This is a genomic window from Mesorhizobium sp. AR07 (assembly GCF_024746815.1).
GTDB lineage: Bacteria > Pseudomonadota > Alphaproteobacteria > Rhizobiales > Rhizobiaceae > Mesorhizobium.
Genome location: NZ_CP080527.1, coordinates 299,541 through 317,183 on the forward strand (window position 1 = coordinate 299,541; position 17,643 = coordinate 317,183).

Sequence of the window (17,643 nt, forward strand, 5' to 3'; positions counted from 1 at the left end):
ATCTATTCGTCGAGCGCGATGCTGGCACCACTATCGTCGATATCTGCAAATCCCGGTATGATGTCGCCCGCCAGCAGTTTCTCTTTGCTGAGCAGTCCTGCGTCCTCCAACGCCTCGAAGTCGGGCAGGTCGCGCAGCGTGTCGAGGCCGAACTCCAGCAGGAATTCCTTTGTCGTCACGTAGGTGTAGGGCGCGCCCGGCGTCGGGCTACGCGGACCGGAAGCAATCAGGCCAGCACCGCGCAGATGGCCAATAAAATCGCGACTGATCTCCTTGCCGAAGAAAGACGACAACTCGGCGCGGGTGATCGGCTGGAAGTAGCCGATGCACATCAGCACGAGCACCTCTGACTGCGTGAGGTCTGCCGCGCGCTCGTTACCGCCGACTGCACTGCGGATGGCGTCGGCATAGGCAGGCCGGGTGCGGTGCTGCCAGCCGCCGGCAACGGCCACCAGATCGTAAGGGCGGCCACGCAGCTCCTCGCGAATGTCGTCGATCAAAAGGTCAACGCTGCAGCTCTTGCCGACGATGCGGGCCAGCGTCTCGCGGCCGACCGGCTCGCTGGCGGCGAAAATCGTGGCCTCGACGCGATGCATCCATTCACGCCAGCGCGCGTCCGGCGGCAGATGATCCAGCTCCCGATCAACCAGCATTCGCTGGACATCTTTTTTTCTCGTCTGCGCACCGCTTCCGCCATCGTCTTCACAGCCCGTAAATGCGGAAGGTCGGACGGCCGGACAGCTCGCGCACCGCGCCAAGCTCAACCAGCCGGTCGAACAGGCGGCGCAGCCCACGGTCACTCATGCCTGCGATCTTTTCCGAGGCAACGATCGTATCGTCAGAAAGGAGCTTGTCGACAACAGCGTCCGCCGCCTTGGCCCTGAGTTTCGGCGCAACAGCAAGCAGCCGGTCCGCTCGGCGCTCGAGCTCAGCGGAAAGATCAATGGCGCGCAGCGCAGCGCGCGCCTGCGCGGCAAGCAGACTTTTGGCACGCTCAGGATCTGTCTCAATGTCTGTCACCACAGAGCTGGCTGCCGATCGACGCGTGCGGGCGCTTGTGCCCAAGGCTGCCTCGGCGCCCAGCAGCGGCACCGCGTGTGCCCAACCCAGCCGTTGCGCCAGCAGGGCGTCGGCGAGCCAGCATCCGAAGGCTCGTGCGAAGCCATATCTTTCGGCGGCCATGAACGCGCCGGTCAACGTTGCGAGAATGCCAGCGCCGTCGGCGAGTTGCCGAAGATCATCCGCCAGATCGCTGACCGCCTCATCATCCGGGGCGTAGCCGAACTCTTCCAACACCGCAGCGAGGTTTTTCTCCGTCAGCAATTCGTCCCCGGGCCGGGCCGCCAGCCGGCGCCAGGCCAGCAGCATCGATCCGGCGGGGCCGAGGGACAAAAAATCGCCCGGTCGTGTGAGCAGCACGGCATCGCGCAGCGCGCCTTCATCCTCGACGCGGCCGGCCTGCTTCGCCGTCACCGCGGCAGCGACAAGCGCCAGGCGCTGTCGCCAGGCGCCGGCCCAGCGTTCCTGCCGACGCACCACCGCATCGAGCGCGCCGATGGCAGCGCCGACAACGAGCGCCACATCCTCTACGTCTTTACTGGCAAGGCCTTGCCCATCCGGGACGGCGCGGCGCAGCCAGGCCGGCACCGCTGCCATTGGCGCGGTCGAAGGGGCGCCGGCAAGCGTGACGTAGTGGCGCGGAGCGGGTTTGGGACGCAGAATCATCGACAGCACGATGAATCATGGCGGCGCTTTTGGCAACGTAAATAGACAAAAAGCGCTGTGCTTGTCGCGCGCCAACAACGAATGATAATGTTGCATTATCGTTCGTTTTGCGAATGAGACGCGAAATGCCTCAGCCGCCCTTATTTTTCACCGGAAATGAGATTCATGTCGCGGCACGAAAGGCTGCCGACTGTCGCCATCACGCCGGCAAATTATCTTGCCTGGCCCCCGGGGTTGTCGGCTGCCAGCAACCTTAGACCCGACCAAGATGGAACGATCACAGCGTTGTCCATCTCAAGGCAGCGTATAGCGCATTTTTGCCCTTTTCGCAACCGTTCGCCCTTGTCGGTCATCCTAGATCAGTGGAAAAGCCCAGAAACGGTTTTCGGAACGTCGTTCTCACCCTAATTCGCCGGACTGTTGCCCTGGTTTGGTGGACTGATCGGCTCAGATGAGTGGATTGGCGCCTCGCCGCTGCTCCAAACGGCGCCTCCGAGCCCAGCTAAGCACCAAAGCAGGCTGCTTTCCGCCCTCTACCTTCCCAAAAGCCTGGAATTCCGCGCTCGCGGTCATTGATTATGAGATTGCCGGAGCACAATTATGAGACCGGTGAATCGGAATTGCGAGACTGAGCACCTCTTTTGGGCCCGAGCTGCGTTCGAGACTTTTCGGGGCGCCTCCGTCAACTGCATCGAAAGAGGCTTTCTACCGCGCTTTGGTTCATCGCCACGCCTCTTTCCGGTGGCGGCAGCTATCGCATCATGTCGCCAAGGGCAGCCTGCAGCGGTGGCGATCGCTCCAAAGTGGCCGCAATCCTGTCCCGCCAGCGCTTGCCGCGCGCCAGGGCGTCCTCGAGAGCCTCGCGCAGGTCGTCCGGCCTATCCGTAGCAAGCACATCGATCAGGAATTCGGCCTGCAGCCGGTCCTTGATTGATTTTAGGCTGTCTGGCCCATCGCGGCGGCGGTCGGCCACGATGAGCTTATGGATTGCGAAGCGTTCCGGCCGCGGAATTTGCACGAGCACGCCGTCGCGATAGGTAACGGCTGCCAGCATTGGCTCTGCCAGGAGATAGTTGAGATGATGCAGCGATTGGGCATGTACGCCGAGCGCCGGCAGTGGACGCAGCCCCTCTTCTTCGGCGAAAGACGGCGTCAGGAATTCGACGAGCGTCTCGCTCCGCGTTTGTTTCCAGCGCCAGGTCTTACCGGGGTCCAGCGTCGGCGCCGGTTCGAACGAGAAATCCTTGAGAACCCTTTCGAGCGGCGCCGACACGCTGTCGTCCAGGGCGATCGAGAGTCGCTCGAAGCTGGCGATGTCGACGTCGTTCGTTTGGGCGGTCTGGTCAAGGGTGAAGCGAACGCCGAGCTCGCCCTCGTAGAGGCGGAACGCCTGAGTTCCCACGACCGTCCCGCCGAGGCGGAAAACGCCGGCGGATGCGAATGCGTGCAGAAGGCTACCGGTCGCGGCATCGACGCCAAGAAACCCTTCCGCGCGCAGCAGGCGGACCCGCCGCGCGCGATTGCGTCGGCGATTGTCGCGGTCGTCGCGCAGTGCTTCGATGCGTTGCATCCGAAGGCGGAGTTCCTCGCTATCTTCCCCGATATAGGTCTTCTTGACATCCGAACCGACGCGGTAGGTATCGTACCAGTAGACGCGGCCTTTGCGGTCGATCCGCGTCGGCGTTCCGCGGATCCCCGCCGCGACTTCGTCGCGCAGGGACGACAACAGATCGTGGTAGGCCGAATGGGCGAGCGGTGAATGGCGCGTGATCATTATGCTCAACGAAATGGATTGTTGTTGAACATAGCCCATGTTCAACGAAAATGAAAGACGTTGAACATCATGCCGCCGCGATTTGATTAGGGCAAACTTCGGCGGTCGAGGGGGCATTCCCGCTAATCGTCCCTGACATGGTATGTTGCGAATCGTAGTTGAGGATCCGCGCGCTTGCCCGAACAAGATGACCTGCCCGATATCGTGGAGATCGTCCACGCCATGGGCCGAGATGCGGCTGAAGGGTCAAATGCGCGGTTGACGGCCGCCAGGAATCATCCCTCCCCTGCCCTGCCGGAGCCAAATCCTGTCGACCGGCAGCGCTTGCCCGGCCACCTCGAACATCTTGCCGATCGCGCCCGCGACTATGTCGAGGCGGCGAGTTCCGCCAACACCCGCCGCGCCTATGGCTCGGACTGGAAGCATTTTGCCGGCTGGTGCCGGCGCCAGGGCGTCGAGATGTTTCCGTCTGATCCTCAGGTCGTCGGCCTCTACATCACCGCTTGCGCTTCCGGCAAGGCGACCGGCGACAAGAAGCCAAACTCGGTGTCGACGATCGAACGCCGGCTTTCCTCGCTGACCTGGAACTATGCGCAGCGCGGCCAGCCGCTCGACCGTAAGGACCGGCAGATCGCCACCGTCATGGCCGGTATCCGCAACACCCACGCCTTCCCTCCCCGGCAGAAGGAAGCAATCCTGCCCGAAGACCTGATTGCCATGCTGGAGACGCTCGACCGCGGCACCCTGCGCGGTTTGCGCGACCGCGCCATGCTGCTGCTCGGCTTCGCGGGCGGCCTGCGCCGCTCGGAAATAGTTGGCCTCGACTTGGCCAGGGATCAAACCGAGAATGGTCGTGGCTGGGTCGAGATCCTGGAAAAAGGGCTGCTCGTCACCCTGCGCGGCAAGACCGGCTGGCGCGAGGTCGAGATCGGCCGCGGCTCGTCCGACGCGACTTGCCCGGTGGTGGCGCTGGAGACCTGGCTCAAACTGGCGAGGATCGGCCATGGGCCGCTGTTTCGACGCGTCACCGGCAAGGCAAGACAGTGGGAACTGATAGGTTGAACGATCAGGAAGTCGCCCGCCTCGTCAAGCGTGCGGCGCTCGCCGCGGGCGTTCGTGGCGATCTGTCGGAAGGCGAGCGTGGCCAAAAGTTTTCTGGCCATTCGCTGCGCGCCGGCCTCGCTTCCTCGGCCGAGGTCGATGAACGCTACGTGCAGAAGCAGCTCGGCCATGCTTCTGCGGAAATGACCCGTCGATATCAGCGCCGCAGAGACAGGTTCCGTGTCAATCTCACCAAGGCAAGCGGGCTGTAAACGCCCCTTCAGAGGGAGCCCGCGCCCCTACCAAGGCCAATAACCTCCGTTTGCGCGATCGCCTTTCTGCAATCCAGTCATGTCGATAGATTGCGAGTCTGTCGACATGACTGGAATAGGTCGATGCCGGCGACGAGCAATTGAGGGTCGTCGAGGAAGATATCGATGTCGTGGCTTTTCGCGATGGCCGATCTGCATCATCATCTATGACCATTCGAAGCCGTAGCCGCCGCCATTCGGAGGGACGTCGGCTCAAGTCCAGCCATTACGTGGCGAGCGGGGAGCTCTCACCGGACCAGGCAGAGAACTGGGCGGCAAAAGCCTTCAAGTCGTGGACCGCTATGTCGTGCGCGATTGCGAACTCGACTTGCTGGGCCAGCGGGACCTCACCGAAAAAGGCGCTGATATGACCCGGATGCAGCTTGGCCAGATCGATATCAGCAAGGCAGTGCGCCAGCGCCGCGTCGTCCAGTTGATCACTGTAGGGCGCATTCACCGTCGTCAGGACAGATGCTAAGTGCTTGCTCATGATGGCCGTAAGGTAGTCTTTTCGGGCCGATGACACAATTGCCACCTCTTTCGCTTTCAACCCTGCCGGCGTAAGTCTGTCACCGGCCGGTAGAAGATCACACGTACCGACGGAACAAGCTGGTTGAGGTAATCGAAATCCCGAACGTTGCCTCTCAGGACCGTCGCCCCCAGCAGGCCGGCTGGTGAAAGATCAGCGCATCATTAAGAAAGCGGCGTTCGTGCCCCCTCCCTTTCGGCAGACGGCTCACCCGGAACAGAAGGCCACCAAGCATGCCGGCGCGTCCCAGGCGGTGGCGTCGGGAGCATGTAGCCGGTGCGCGGGAATGTCCTTGATCGTGTCCGCAACCACTTTCAGGACCGACTTCGTCGTGGATGCAGCGGCTCGAGCCGGCCGAACACATGGCTAATCTCGGCAAGACAACGGCGGAGTGATGGCAAAGCCGATAGCTGACAAGCTCGTCGACCACTTCGGGCGTGCGTCACTGCAGAACATCCAGATAGACGCTCGTGTCGAGAAGCAGGGCACCGCCGACAGGCGCTTGGTCAGTTGCTCAGGACAAAAGGGAATCCGGCCGCCTTTCCAGCCCGGTACGCCGCTGTGGCTTGAGGGAACGCAGTGCGCTCCCTAGATCACACGCGAAGATCAATGTCCGCAGGGATGGTGCCCTTACGGTCGACGAGCCGGGCGCCAAAATCGTCCTCGAGGGCCAGCCCGGACAAGGCGAGTTCAAGCAGCTCGGTGTCGGCCGCTTCGATCAATTCCGGTGGCACCCTGCCGGAAAGCCGTGTGTTCTTGGCCGCGCCAACAAGGCCAACCGCCCTTGCCTGCTCTAGCACCAGACGGTTGCGGGTGTGAGCGATCCGCTCCTCGCTTTCGGCAGCTGTTGCGCCGCGATTGGTCATCCTGGGTTCTCCTCCGTTGAACGAAATTAGAGGATGTTGAACGCGAAGGCAATGAATGCAGAGAGTGCGGCGGGACCGGTGCGGGCTCCAGCGGCTTTGCTCGCCCTTTTCGTTTCAGTCGGAGCTGGAACGGAGAGTTGGCCGCGGCCAACTTTGCTGTTCGATTACGACATAGGCTCTATTGTCGCCGAAACGATTCGCACGAAAGAAAGTGTTGGCCGCGGCCGACTATGACCGTAGTTCTCCGAAACCGTTGAATCATAAGGGTTCTTGGCAGGGTTACCGAATCGTGCCATCTTCGATACGGTTTTTTAGCCATTCGCAGCTAAAAAGCGCATCGAAAGGGGAAATCGATGTTGCAGACTCAAAACGTATCGACGGCCATTTCTTCGGACGCGCGGATTGCTCATCATGCGCGTCAGCTGTCTATGCAGCTGCAGTTGCTGCGAGAGCGCCTGTTCCCACCGTCCTCCCAGAAGATGTTGAAGACGTTCACCTCCGGCGAGGCCGCTCAGCTTGTCGGAGTATCAGACGGCTATTTAAGGCAGCTTTCAATAGATGGCAAAGGCCCTATGCCCGAGATGTCCCAGACGGGGCGACGTTCGTACTCTCTCGCCCAAATTCACGAGTTGCGTCAGTACATGGCTTCTATCAAGCCGAAGGACGCCCTCACTTACCTGCCGTGGCGGCAGAAAAGCGAGAAGCTCCAGACGATTGCCGTCGCCAACTTTAAGGGCGGCAGTGCAAAGACAACGACATCAATCTACCTCGCACAGTATCTTGCTCTGCAGGGATATCGCGTTCTCGCGGTTGATCTCGATCCGCAGGCTTCGTTGTCGTCGATGCTCGGTGTTCAGCCGGAGTTCGATCTAGCGGAAGGCGACACCCTCTACGGTGCGATCCGTTACGACGAGAAACGGCGGCCGCTGAAGGAAATAATCAGAAAGACGTACTTCGCTGGTCTCGATCTCGTTCCCGGAAATTTAGAACTGATGGAGTTCGAGCACGAAACCCCGACTGCGCTGATGGAGCAGCGGAAAACCAGCAATAGCGGGATCTTCTTTCGGCGCGTTGGCATGGCTTTGGCCGAAGTCGAAGCCGATTATGACATTGTGGTGGTCGATTGCCCGCCACAACTCGGATACCTAACGCTGGGTGCGGTTTGCGCAGCGACATCGCTTCTAATCACCGTCCATCCTCAGATGGTCGACGTGGCGTCAATGTCGCAGTTTCTGCTCATGACTTCCGACCTTCTGTCGGTCGTCCGCAACGCAGGCGGTGATCTCAACCACGATTTCATTCGATATGTCATAACGCGCCATGAGCCGCACGATGGTCCGCAAGCACAGATCGTTGCCCTGCTGAGAAATCTCTTCGGGGAGGAGGTTTTGGCCGCGACAGTACTGAAATCGACGGCGATCGCTGATGCCGGGCTTACGAAGCAGACACTCTATGAAATCGAACGAGGTCAAGTCCGCCGCTCGACATTCGACAGGGCCATCGAATCCCTTGATGCAGTCAACGGGGAAATCCTCGGCGGCATCGAAAAGGCATGGGGCCGGTCATGAGCAGGCGAGACGTTCTGAACGGAATATTTGCCGATACGACACGAGAGTTGGCCGCGGCCAACTTTTCCAAAGAGACAGATAGCGGTCGTGTTCTGGCGGGGCCCGTAAGGACGATGGGACTTGCCCTGGACCGCATGGACCAGGAAGCCAGAGAACTTCGAGAAGCCTTGAAGTCCGGCGAGAGGGTTGTCGAACTCGATCCCGAACTGATTGACGGTTCATTCGTGCGTGATCGCCTCGACGGCGAGGTAGCCGCTACGGACGATATTGTGAGGTCGATCGAGGAAAACGGCCAGGAAGTGCCCATCCTCGTCAGGCAGCACCCCGATATCGAAGGACGATATCAGGTCGCCTATGGCCATAGAAGGCTTCGTGCTGTCCGGCTCCTGCGGCGGAAGGTAAGGGCGGTTGTAAGACCACTATCGGACAACGAACTCGTTGTCGCACAAGGTATCGAAAACACTGCGAGAAAGGATCTCTCTTACATCGAGAGAGCGATCTTTGCCTCAAGCCTCGAAGCACACGGCTTCGGCCGCGATCTGATCATGCAGGCGTTAAGCACTGATAAAACGGAACTGTCGAAACTTCTGTCTGTCGCCAAGAGCATTCCGGGTAGCCTAGTCAAAGCCATCGGCAGCGCACCCTCTATGGGCCGCCGTAGGTGGATGGATATCGCCGAGAAGATCATCGATCCCAAAGCGCTGGAGGCCGCTAGAAAAGCCATCGAGAGGCCCGAATTCGAGGCCGTCGGATCGGACGAGCGCTTCATGATCGTTCTTGCAGAGGTTTATAAAAAGCCGCAGCGAGAACAGACAGTCAGCGAGTGGAAACCGAAGGGTGGCAAGGTCACGGCAAAGATCAAGGACACCGGGACAGCCTATACGCTCTCCCTCAAGACCTCCGGAACCGATGGAGGCTTCGGTGCATATCTGACAGAACGGCTGGATGATCTCTATGCCGACTGGCAGACAAACAGAAAGTCGAAGCAGGAGTAAACCGCAAAAGAAAAAGGCCCCCGAACGTCACCGTCGCGGAAGCCCTTCTCATCCTTTAGCAAGTTGAGAATCACATTTTCGCGAATCAGTGTCAAGAGTTTTAAGCGTCGATTCGGCGGACGGATTTCTTTTGCCTAATTGAAGGTGAAAGAAGAAATGGAGACGGGTATTGCAACGACGCCCTTTGGGCGGCGGCCGATGTCGCTTGCCATGCTGGCAGCGCAAAACGATGCACGTGAAATCCCCAAGGGCAGGGTCGTCGACAAGTGGCAGATCTACCGCAACCTGTGCGAGGGTAAGAGCATCGTCGGCATCGGCGATCGCGCTTTGGCCGTGCTGAATGCGTTGCTATCATTCTATCCTGACAGCGAATTGAGTGAGGAAAACGACCTGATCGTTTTTCCCTCGAACGCACAGCTGTCGCTCAGGGCGCACGGAATGCGCGAGCCCACAGTCAGGCGGCACCTGGCGGCTCTTGTTGACTGCGGGCTGATCATCCGTCGGGACAGCCCGAACGGCAAGCGTTACGCCCGTAAGGGCCGGGGAGGGGAGATCGAGGAAGCATTCGGTTTCTCCCTGGCGCCGCTGCTGGCCCGTGCTTACGAGTTCGAGGCGGCGGCCGAGCGTGTTCGTGCCGACAACCGGGCGCTCAGGCTGATGCGCGAGCGGATCACCTTGCACCGCCGTGACATCCACAAGCTGATAGAGGCGGCCTTTGACGAAGATGTCCCAGGCGACTGGGGAGGCCTGTGGAAGCGTTTCCGCGGCGTTGTGGAGGCAATTCCACGCCGAGCTTGTGTTGCCGAGCTCGAGCCCATCGTTGCCGATCTGGCCGCCTTGCGCGATGATGTGGATAAGCTGCTGGAAATCCATATGAAATCCACCAATCCGAGCGGCAATGACTCTCAAAACGAGCGGCAGCAATCTGATTCAAATACCGACTCTACTTTTGAATTTGAACCGGCTTTAGAGAAAAGCGGGGCGGCGGCCGAGCCCAAGACGAGGACCGCAGAGGCGCCGAAAACATACCCGCTGGGGATGGTGCTGAAGGCCTGCCCAGAAATTGCGGACTACGCCGTCGACGGGATCGGCAATTGGCGCGATCTCATGATAACCGCCGCCCAGGTGCGGGGATATCTGGGTGTTTCGCCGTCAGCGTATGAGGAAGCCTGCCATGCGATGGGCCAGGAGATCGCGGCGGTGGTGATTGCCTGCATCCTGCAACGTGCTCAGCACATCAACTCGGCCGGCGGCTATTTGCGGGTACTGACCGAAAAGGCGACGGCAGGGCAGTTCTCTGTCGGGCCTATGCTGATGGCGGCGCTCAAGGCCAACGGCGCCACAGCAAGGATGACGGGATGATGATCGCCAAATCCCGCAGCTTATCGCTTTGCGCCCAGCTCAAGCGCGAATTACGATGGCCGGTTGATACCTGTGGAAAGCCCGGAAAACCCGTATCTTCCGGAAGAAATGAGTTCAGCCGATGACCACCGCCGCCGCCGTCTCGAAAAACGTCGGCGCCTATCGGGATGCCGCGGTTCGCGACCCTGTCATCATCACCAAGAACGGCCGGCCGTGCACCGTGCTGCTGGCTTACGAGGATTTTTGTCCGGCTGTCGAAGCGCGACCGGCGGGTCCATCTGACCGCGGAACTCAGCGCCGAAGAAATCGCCGCTGTCAAGCCGTCGAAATGGTGCCTGGCCTTTACCATCTCAACGACGAGTTCCCTCCGGCGAAGGTCTGACGGATGGAAGGACGCCCTCCGGCTCTTTCCAGCGCTAGGCTGGTCCTGCCAAACCTGACGCGGTCCGCGCAGCGCCACGGTGGTCAGCGATCCCGTGAGTTCGGTCGTGGCGCTGCGCCCAATCATCCTTGCAATCGTGGAGTGCCACTCCTATTTTGCAACGAAGAATCGAAGGTCACGCCGCGTCGGCCGTTACGGTCAAGCGTTCGAGCATGGCGATCAGATCATCCGGCAGCACCGCCTCTTTTGAGGCGGGGCGGCGTGTTTGTTTGCCGTCGCGGTATGCTTGCTCTTGCCCAACGCGCATTTCCGGGTTTTGATCGACGAGAGGGCATCTCCTCTACAAGGATCAAAACGAAAGGCTACGGTTTATCGTTCGTTTTTAACTGTCGACGGGCGCGGCGGCTTTGGGCCATTTTCGTTGCCAGAAGCGCCGCGATGATTCATGCTGTCGACGATGATTCTCCGCCCGAAACTGCTTCGCCATGCACCTGTGGCCCTCACCGGTGCAGCCCCGGCTGCGCTGGCCACTCCCGTGCCGACCTGGCTGCGCGCCGTGGCGGCCGGTCCGGACTCGATCGAAGACGCTGCGTTTGCCGCGGCTGCGGCGCTGACCGCCCTCGATGCGGTGGTGCGCCGGCAGGAGAGATGGGCCGGCGTCTGGCGGCAGCGCCTGGCGCTCGCGGCAGCGGCGGCAACGGCCAAACGCGCCGGTCGGGTAGAGGACGAGGTGGCGCTGCGCGACGCGCTGCTGCTCACCCGTCCCGGCGACGACGTTGGACCCGCCGGCCGTATGCTGCTTGCTTGGCGAACGCTGGCATCTCGTCCGGTCGCCACGTTGGTCAGCGAGACGGTGTTGGTCGATGTCGCCGCGGATCTGGGGAGCGCGCTTGACGAGGCCGCGGCCGGCCAAATCGGTGACGAAATCCAGGCGACGACTGGCACGGTCGGTAATGCAGTCGCTGGCGCGGTCGACGCGATCGCCGTGCTCGAGCGTCATCACAGTCGCGCCGCGCGTGAGCTTGGACCGTGGCTTGCGGACGCTGTTTTGGCCGACCGGCTAGGGTGGGCGCATGCGGTGCCCCTGTTCGGCTTGCACCCGGTGGCGGGCGGTCGTCGGTCACCCCATGCCGAACGGGAATCCGGGCAGGCGTCCCGGCAACGCATTTGGGCAGCTTATGCGCAGGCGGCGCTGCAGGCGATGGATCTTGCGGCCGAGCTCGGCCGCCGCGCCGACCGCCTGCTGGCTGTCGCCCCAAAACTGCGGGCGAAAGGGGCGGACGCTGTCGTCGAGAAGCTGCTGTCCGACGACGCGATCGTCGCATCCTCAAAGATCGCTGGCATGAGCGACCGCGGCCTGCGCCGCTTGTTCGACCGGCTGATCGAACTTGGCGCCGTGCGCGAGCTGTCCGGCCGTCCGACCTTCCGCATCTACGGGCTGTGAGACCATGGAGCAGGCGAGGGGGAAAAGGGCGAAGGAACGATCAGATGGTCACCTGTTCGACCGCGAATTGGATCACCTGCCGCCAGAAGTACGTTGGCGCGAATGGATGAACCGCGTCGAAGCAACCATCTTCGCCGCCAGCGAACCGGTCAGCCGCGAGGTGCTTACCCGCATCGTCGGCAAGACCTGCAGCATCGACCTTTTGATCGACGACATCCGCGAGGAGCTGCGGGGCCGGCCTTACGATCTGGTCGCGGTCGCCAGCGGCTGGAAGCACCTGACGCGGCCGGCCTATGCCGACGCCATCCGTACGGCGGTAGGCTCTAGCGAACGCGCCGTCGACCTCACGCAATCTGAAGTGCTGGTCTTGATGTGCATTGCCTTCTTTCAGCCGATCACGCGCGCCGAACTGTCGTCATTCTTCGGCAAGGAGATCAGCCGCGACCTGATCGGCAATTTGCGCTCCTTCGGCCTGATCGCCTCCGGCCCGCGAAGCCCTACTCCAGGCGCCCCCTATACCTATGTGACGACGAAACAGTTCCTGCTGGAATTCGGGCTTGAAACCTTGCGCGACCTTCCCGACTTCGAGGCTCTCGAGGATGCGGGGCTGCTGTCGAAGGAAAAGCTTCTGGCGGGCGACATCATGCCGGGGTTTTCGGGCCCCGGCGAGAGTGATGCCGACGCCGACGAATAGAGCGCCTGTGCCTGGTCCGGACGACCGCTATCGTCACCGCAATTTCTCGAGCGATATGGCGGCAAGATCGATTTTTCCCACGAGATCCATCAACGGCGCACAATCCGGATAGTGTTGCATCAGCATGGACTGTGCAAGGCGGAGGTCCTCGATGTGTTGTTCGCCAGCTTTTGACGTTCCTCCGGCGGAATTCTCTCCGTAGTAGAGGTCGAAAAACACCGCATCGGGCCTGGCCGCCCGATCGTGTTCGCATTGAACCCAGTCATCAAGCTCGCTTCGGACTGCATCAACGCGCTTGTAGACGCCCGGGCGCGCTCGCATGTCGGTCAGCACACCCTTCAGCAGGGTGCCTATCCTGGCATGCGCGTCCACCGGCATCGCCGCCTTCGGACGCCGGCGCCGCTTGCCGCTGAGCGGCAGCCGGTACTCGACAGTGGTATTGGGACCGCGTGGCGGGGTAGCTTTTCGTTGAACGTTTCTCGCGAGCTTCGCCTCGGCTTTAGCCTTCTCTCCCGGAGTCACAAAAGGAGCGTGACCGTCGATGGCGACCCGGTCACAATTCGCCGGCACGATCGGTGAAGGGCCTTTGGACAGCGCCTTGAGAAGCCCATCAAGCGAATATCCCTTCGACGCATCGGCATACAGGTAAAGTTCACAGCCTGCCGGATAGTACATCCCCGCCTCATTCCGGCCTTGCGAGCGACCAGTTGTGTCGCCGCGCCCAGGCGTCACGCTCTTTCGACGCAGCACTCCCTGCGTAAGGTTCGTCGGCCCCAACGTGATGTTTTGCGACGGGATCGTACCAGGCACTTCCATGATCACGTCCAGGCAGGCGGGCCAGATATTCCGCTCCGGGTTCGACGTGTGCCTTGGATGGCTGCAGGCCCGTGATGTCCATGAACTGCAGTACCCTCGCAGCTCCGCAAGCGATGTCCAAAGCCGCGCTCGCAGAGTCTGGTCGATACCCATCGACCACATGGTCTGAGGCACGACGTGCGGATGAAAAATCAGTGGCGGGTCAGGTCAATATAATGCATTTCGCGGGTGGCGCAGCTGGTTGTCGGAGCAACTTTTGCTGCGCAATTCAAATAGGATTGAAACTACCTGTTTTTACTATGGAAAACACTCCAGAAGTAACGGCTTGAAATTGCAATTGCGGCGAGAGATCGCCAAGCTAAGGACAAGGTCGATTCGACTTGGGTGGCAGGTAGCGATTGTCTGGGATAGAGAGTTTTTCTGCAGCAGACTCCTTGGTGGGATATGTCTACCAATGTGAGTACGCGCTATTTCGAGCCCTGGATACGGATGATCCGGCGGAAGGCTTCATGGTGGAAACCTTCGACGACGTGGTCGTCGGAGGGAAGGACGACGCGTTTGAGCTTTTGCAGCTGAAACACCACGACCCCGCCAAGGCAAAGGCCTTCACCGACAAAAGTGCTGATTTGTGGAAAACGATCCGCATATGGTCCTCTCTCGTCGGGGACGACGCTGTCGATCCAAGCAAGACCTCGTTCTTTTTGCTCACCACTGCCCAGTCGTCGTCCTCTGCGATGCTCGTCGATTATCTAGCGCCCAAGGGAATCGCGGGAGGAACGAGGCACGTAAAGGCTGCTAAAGGCCTTCTCATGCAGATCGCGAAGGAGATAGAGGCCGGAACGACCGGTAGCATGAAGAAGAACGTCGAGCCTTTCTTGGCATTACCAGAAGCCGCCCGCGACGTGCTGATTGGAAACATGACCATAGTGCCCGGGGTGGCGGTTATCGAGAGCCTTCGCCAGAAGATCGTCAAGCGATTAAGCCTGACGGGTGCTACGACCGGAAATCTGGAGCGCTTGGCGCAGTCGCTGGTTGGCTGGTGGTACTGGGTTTTGATCGAGCGCCTCAGAACGAAAGAGAAAGTGCCGATCAGTAAAGAGCTGCTCCAAGAGAAAATTACGGATCTGGTTTCCCAGTATGTCGTGTCGAGCTTGCCTATATTCGAGGACATCACGGACCCGGACGCCGACCAAAAGGCTCGCCTGTTGCAGAGGCTGTTTGTTCGGCAATTGATGGCTATCGGGCACGCTCCGGACAAGACGGCGGTCGCCGGGGCGCTACTTGATGTCTACAAGGCTGATGGGCACATAAAGCGCTGGATTGAGAGCCTGCGGCTGCAGCCAAAGGAATTACAAGAGTTCAAGGATCAGCTTTACGGTCACTGGGCAGCAAAATTCGGTGCGATCGAACCTGACGCAGACGCTTGCCTTGGCCGGGACGGCGTAGAATTTGAGCTAGAAAAGCTCGGCCGAACCGCTCTAAGCGGCTCACTCTCGGGAAGTCAGGCAAAGCTCAAGGACGTCGAGCTCGATTATCTACGGCGCGGCGTCTTACACCTCATGGCGAACGAACCAGTGATCGGTTGGCACCCTCATTGGACCGCGAAATTCAAGCCGGACGAATGATATGGCGTTTGCTCCCTGGAACGATCGGCAGACAGATTTCGCCAACTATTTTAATCCGGGCTATCTCGGCGTCCTCGTGTATAGCATGGCCAAGGGCTATAGCGTTACTAATGGGGGCATGTCGCTAGCCCTTGCGTTTCCCGGCGTCGCCATAGCCTTGCATCCCGATATCCGGAATGCCCTTCCCCGCACTATCGCTACCCGATTTTCGAAGTGGCTGAGGGATCACCCGGAACTTCGAACCGACCTGATCTTATCTACGCAGTCCCTTGTTCCGCAGGTCAAGGAGGCCGTTTTGACGTCGCTCCGCTCGAACTGGGTCTCGACTGAGAACGGCCGCCTGATTGCGGCCACCAAGGGGCCTCCGATCTTGAAGTCGGACAAAACCCTTGATGACGACCAGACGGCGGCCGCATTTGTCGGAAAGTGGTTCGCGAAGGTAGGAGACGAGAGAGAAATCTACCAACAGATAGGAGTAAGACCATAATGCAAATCCAGAGCGTGGTCCTTTACTCCCTTGACGGCAGGATCAACGAAATCTCGTTCGACCTAGGTCGCGTGAACATCCTCACTGGCCCAAGCGGTCGGGGAAAGTCTGCACTGCTAAGCGTCGTCGATTACTGTCTTGGAGCATCGCGTTTCGAGATCCCGGCAGGTGTGATCTCGAATGCCGTGTCATGGTTCGCCTTGAAACTGGATTTTGGAGCGGAAAGGTTATTCGTTGCCCGCCGTAGCGTCCCCGTAGGGAGGACGGCGAGCAATGAGTTCTTCGTGCGGCCAAACCCGGACCACGAAACGCCGCCTCTGAGTGATTTGAAGCCGAATGCTCGTCGGGATGATCTTATAGAAAAGATCGGATCGCTTCTAGGCGTGGGAGTCACACTTCTTCCTCGGGCCGACGGCACGGCTGACCGACAAAAGCTTACTTTCCGGTCAAGTCTTATCTACAGCTTCCAAAAGCAGAATGAGATCGCCAACCCGGACCTGTATTTCCATCGTCAAAGCGAACTCGCTCAGACGATAAGAGATACGTTGCCATACTACCTCGGCGCAATCTCCCCTGCCATCATCGAAAAGCAAGCCGAACTCCGCAATAAGCGGAAGAGACTGCGAGAGGTCGAGCGTGCGCTTGAACGCAGCGTATCGATCGCCGCCAATCGTGACACGGAACTCCTATCAATTGTGGCGGAAAGCACCCGGCTGGGTTTGATTGCAACATCCGACATCCCAGCTAGGAGCTCGACGGCACAGATACTCGAGAGAGTTTCTTCGGCCCTCCAAACCACTCTTTTCGCCAGTAGCCAATTAGCGGACGGTCAGGACGTTGACGTCCTCAAGCAGATGAATACTGAGCTACTGAATAAGACTCGTGAAAGGTCAGATCTCAAAAAAGAGATTGACGCTCTGGAGCGTTTTGAGAACGACCAAAACGTCGTCGATAGCGCGCTCAACGAGCAGCGGCGACGTTTGACGGCGTTGCATCTCCTCGCAGATGACCACGATTCCAAGCAATGCCCGGTTTGCGAAAGCTGGCTAGAGGGTGTCACACCGGCTGTAGCGGATATGAAGCAATCTTTGGAAACGCTTGCAGTCGAACTTGCGATGGTGAATTCGGACAAGACCGATGTCCGGGAACAACTCTCCAAACACCGTGCCGCCGTCACCAATCTCACGTCGGAAATCGCTTCGCTTAGGCGCGAGGTTCAACGCTTGAAGGTCGAGGAAGACTCCATCAAGTCGCTATTGGAGCAGAAACACGAGGTTGCCCGGCTTTCTGGCATGATCGACATGTTCCGCAGGCTCATATCGGTCGACGACGACGAGACACGTGTCGCGATGGAACTTGAGAAGGCCTCTTTGGTCACGGACATCGAAGAACTCGAATCAGAGACTAACCTGTCAGACGTACGTGCGAAGACCGCGACCTTCCTCGGCGGTATCGGGCAGCAGATCACCCGCTGGGCTCGCGAGCAACGTCTCGAATACGCGAACGGTTTTCTGACATTTGATCTCCGCGGGCCGAGGCTTGTCAGCGAGACTGCAGACGAGACGATTCCGTTTTCGCGCTTTGGCAGCGGACGGAACTGGGTCTGGTATCACTTGCTCGGCCATCTGGCTCTCCACGAATGGTTTGCCTCGAACAAGCGGCCCGTCCCTAACTTTTTGATCCTCGATCAGCCGTCACAGGTCTATTTCCCTTCAGCTAACGGGGAGACAGAAGACAATGACTGGATGGAGGTCCGCAAAATCTACGAGTGGCTTTTCGACGTCGTCGAAAAACTTGATGGCCAGATGCAGATTATCGTCACCGACCACGCGAAATTCGAGAACGACGCGCGTTTCACAGACCACCTCAAGCACGACTGGTGGGAGGGAGGATCCCTGGTGCCCCAAGATTGGTTGAACCAAAACCTGCAGTCCTGATGAACCGCCCGACGTGATGGTCGCCCGTAAGTCGATGACAGTCATAGTGGCGGGCTCGCCTGCCTTCAACTTTGTTTCAAGATGCGT

General features: G+C 59.8%; 14 protein-coding genes and 3 pseudogenes. 10 read left to right on the forward strand and 7 right to left on the reverse strand.

Going from position 1 to position 17,643, the window contains the following annotated elements:
* Nucleotides 1-2: 2 nt before the first annotated feature.
* The 3 genes from scpB (BPNPMPFG_RS35905) to BPNPMPFG_RS35915 form a co-directional block, all read right to left on the reverse strand.
* Nucleotides 3-653, reverse strand: a complete 651-nt coding sequence (scpB, locus tag BPNPMPFG_RS35905; RefSeq protein ID WP_258597885.1) for an SMC-Scp complex subunit ScpB — start codon at nt 651-653, stop codon at nt 3-5.
* 49 nt (nt 654-702) lie between these two features.
* Nucleotides 703-1,656, reverse strand: coding sequence for a DUF1403 family protein (locus tag BPNPMPFG_RS35910; protein WP_413776919.1), 954 nt, complete (start codon nt 1,654-1,656; stop codon nt 703-705).
* An 820-nt stretch (nt 1,657-2,476) separates the two neighbouring features.
* Nucleotides 2,477-3,499, reverse strand: a complete 1,023-nt coding sequence (locus tag BPNPMPFG_RS35915) for a nucleotidyltransferase family protein (protein ID WP_258597886.1) — start codon at nt 3,497-3,499, stop codon at nt 2,477-2,479.
* Nucleotides 3,500-3,721: 222 nt separating this feature from the next.
* Between BPNPMPFG_RS35915 and BPNPMPFG_RS35920 the strand changes: the two are divergent.
* Nucleotides 3,722-4,812: pseudogene (locus BPNPMPFG_RS35920) on the forward strand (site-specific integrase).
* 265 nt (nt 4,813-5,077) lie between these two features.
* Here BPNPMPFG_RS35920 and BPNPMPFG_RS35925 read toward each other — a convergent pair.
* The 3 genes and pseudogenes from BPNPMPFG_RS35925 to BPNPMPFG_RS35935 form a co-directional block, all read right to left on the reverse strand.
* Nucleotides 5,078-5,341 (reverse strand): hypothetical protein, encoded by a 264-nt coding sequence (locus tag BPNPMPFG_RS35925; RefSeq protein ID WP_258597887.1) that lies wholly within the window; start codon nt 5,339-5,341, stop codon nt 5,078-5,080.
* A 56-nt stretch (nt 5,342-5,397) separates the two neighbouring features.
* A pseudogene (locus BPNPMPFG_RS35930) lies at nt 5,398-5,987 on the reverse strand (type II toxin-antitoxin system VapC family toxin).
* On the reverse strand, nt 5,974-6,246 hold the full coding sequence (locus BPNPMPFG_RS35935; protein ID WP_258597888.1) for a hypothetical protein: 273 nt from the start codon (nt 6,244-6,246) through the stop codon (nt 5,974-5,976). The pseudogene BPNPMPFG_RS35930 and the gene BPNPMPFG_RS35935 overlap by 14 nt, the downstream one beginning before the upstream one ends.
* Before the next feature lie 353 nt (nt 6,247-6,599).
* Between BPNPMPFG_RS35935 and repA the strand changes: the two genes are divergently transcribed.
* The 6 genes and pseudogenes from repA to scpB (BPNPMPFG_RS35965) all read left to right on the forward strand — a co-directional run bounded on the left by repA (nt 6,600) and on the right by scpB (BPNPMPFG_RS35965) (nt 12,691).
* Nucleotides 6,600-7,814, forward strand: coding sequence for a plasmid partitioning protein RepA (gene repA, locus BPNPMPFG_RS35940; protein ID WP_258597889.1), 1,215 nt, complete (start codon nt 6,600-6,602; stop codon nt 7,812-7,814).
* Entirely contained in the window at nt 7,811-8,809 is a 999-nt protein-coding gene (gene repB / locus BPNPMPFG_RS35945; protein WP_258597890.1) for a plasmid partitioning protein RepB, read from the forward strand. Before repA ends, repB begins: the two co-directional genes overlap by 4 nt.
* 156 nt (nt 8,810-8,965) lie before the next feature.
* A complete protein-coding gene (repC, locus tag BPNPMPFG_RS35950) occupies nt 8,966-10,171 on the forward strand; it encodes a plasmid replication protein RepC (protein WP_258598224.1) in 1,206 nt (401 codons plus the stop codon).
* 121 nt (nt 10,172-10,292) lie between these two features.
* Nucleotides 10,293-10,553 (forward strand): annotated as a pseudogene (locus tag BPNPMPFG_RS35955) (type II toxin-antitoxin system Phd/YefM family antitoxin).
* Nucleotides 10,554-10,998: 445 nt separating this feature from the next.
* A complete protein-coding gene (locus BPNPMPFG_RS35960; RefSeq protein ID WP_258597891.1) occupies nt 10,999-11,997 on the forward strand; it encodes a DUF1403 family protein in 999 nt (332 codons plus the stop codon).
* 4 nt (nt 11,998-12,001) lie between these two features.
* The gene (gene scpB / locus BPNPMPFG_RS35965; protein WP_258597892.1) at nt 12,002-12,691 is read left to right on the forward strand and encodes an SMC-Scp complex subunit ScpB; all 690 of its coding nucleotides are present in this window, start codon (nt 12,002-12,004) and stop codon (nt 12,689-12,691) included.
* A gap of 33 nt (nt 12,692-12,724) precedes the next feature.
* Here the strand turns inward: scpB (BPNPMPFG_RS35965) and BPNPMPFG_RS35970 are convergent, their stop codons facing one another.
* A complete protein-coding gene (locus BPNPMPFG_RS35970; protein ID WP_258597893.1) occupies nt 12,725-13,507 on the reverse strand; it encodes a DUF5623 domain-containing protein in 783 nt (260 codons plus the stop codon).
* A gap of 437 nt (nt 13,508-13,944) precedes the next feature.
* Between BPNPMPFG_RS35970 and BPNPMPFG_RS35975 the strand changes: the two genes are divergently transcribed.
* Genes BPNPMPFG_RS35975 through BPNPMPFG_RS35985 form a run of 3 tightly spaced genes read left to right on the forward strand, consistent with a single transcriptional unit; the run spans nt 13,945 to nt 17,556 of the window.
* Nucleotides 13,945-15,132 (forward strand): ABC-three component system protein, encoded by a 1,188-nt coding sequence (locus BPNPMPFG_RS35975; RefSeq protein WP_258597894.1) that lies wholly within the window; start codon nt 13,945-13,947, stop codon nt 15,130-15,132.
* 1 nt (nt 15,133) lies between these two features.
* Nucleotides 15,134-15,619 (forward strand): three component ABC system middle component, encoded by a 486-nt coding sequence (locus BPNPMPFG_RS35980; RefSeq protein WP_258597895.1) that lies wholly within the window; start codon nt 15,134-15,136, stop codon nt 15,617-15,619.
* Complete coding sequence (locus BPNPMPFG_RS35985; protein WP_258597896.1) at nt 15,619-17,556, forward strand: DUF3732 domain-containing protein; 1,938 nt, start codon at nt 15,619-15,621, stop codon at nt 17,554-17,556. The genes BPNPMPFG_RS35980 and BPNPMPFG_RS35985 overlap by 1 nt, the downstream gene beginning before the upstream one ends.
* Nucleotides 17,557-17,643: the final 87 nt, after the last annotated feature.

Excerpts from the sequence above, each read along its gene's own strand:
- repA (WP_258597889.1), top strand. The coding sequence starts at position 6,600 with ATGTTGCAGACTCAAAACGTATCGACGGCCATTTCTTCGGACGCGCGG.
- BPNPMPFG_RS35980 (WP_258597895.1), top strand. The coding sequence starts at position 15,134 with ATGGCGTTTGCTCCCTGGAACGATCGGCAGACAGATTTCGCCAACTAT.
- BPNPMPFG_RS35970 (WP_258597893.1), bottom strand. The coding sequence starts at position 13,507 with ATGGAAGTGCCTGGTACGATCCCGTCGCAAAACATCACGTTGGGGCCG.
- BPNPMPFG_RS35935 (WP_258597888.1), bottom strand. The coding sequence starts at position 6,246 with ATGACCAATCGCGGCGCAACAGCTGCCGAAAGCGAGGAGCGGATCGCT.
- BPNPMPFG_RS35925 (WP_258597887.1), bottom strand. The coding sequence starts at position 5,341 with ATGAGCAAGCACTTAGCATCTGTCCTGACGACGGTGAATGCGCCCTAC.
- scpB (WP_258597892.1), top strand. The coding sequence starts at position 12,002 with ATGGAGCAGGCGAGGGGGAAAAGGGCGAAGGAACGATCAGATGGTCAC.
- BPNPMPFG_RS35915 (WP_258597886.1), bottom strand. The coding sequence starts at position 3,499 with ATGATCACGCGCCATTCACCGCTCGCCCATTCGGCCTACCACGATCTG.
- repB (WP_258597890.1), top strand. The coding sequence starts at position 7,811 with ATGAGCAGGCGAGACGTTCTGAACGGAATATTTGCCGATACGACACGA.
- BPNPMPFG_RS35910 (WP_413776919.1), bottom strand. The coding sequence starts at position 1,656 with ATGGCAGCGGTGCCGGCCTGGCTGCGCCGCGCCGTCCCGGATGGGCAA.
- BPNPMPFG_RS35985 (WP_258597896.1), top strand. The coding sequence starts at position 15,619 with ATGCAAATCCAGAGCGTGGTCCTTTACTCCCTTGACGGCAGGATCAAC.
- BPNPMPFG_RS35960 (WP_258597891.1), top strand. The coding sequence starts at position 10,999 with ATGCTGTCGACGATGATTCTCCGCCCGAAACTGCTTCGCCATGCACCT.
- repC (WP_258598224.1), top strand. The coding sequence starts at position 8,966 with ATGGAGACGGGTATTGCAACGACGCCCTTTGGGCGGCGGCCGATGTCG.
- scpB (WP_258597885.1), bottom strand. The coding sequence starts at position 653 with ATGCTGGTTGATCGGGAGCTGGATCATCTGCCGCCGGACGCGCGCTGG.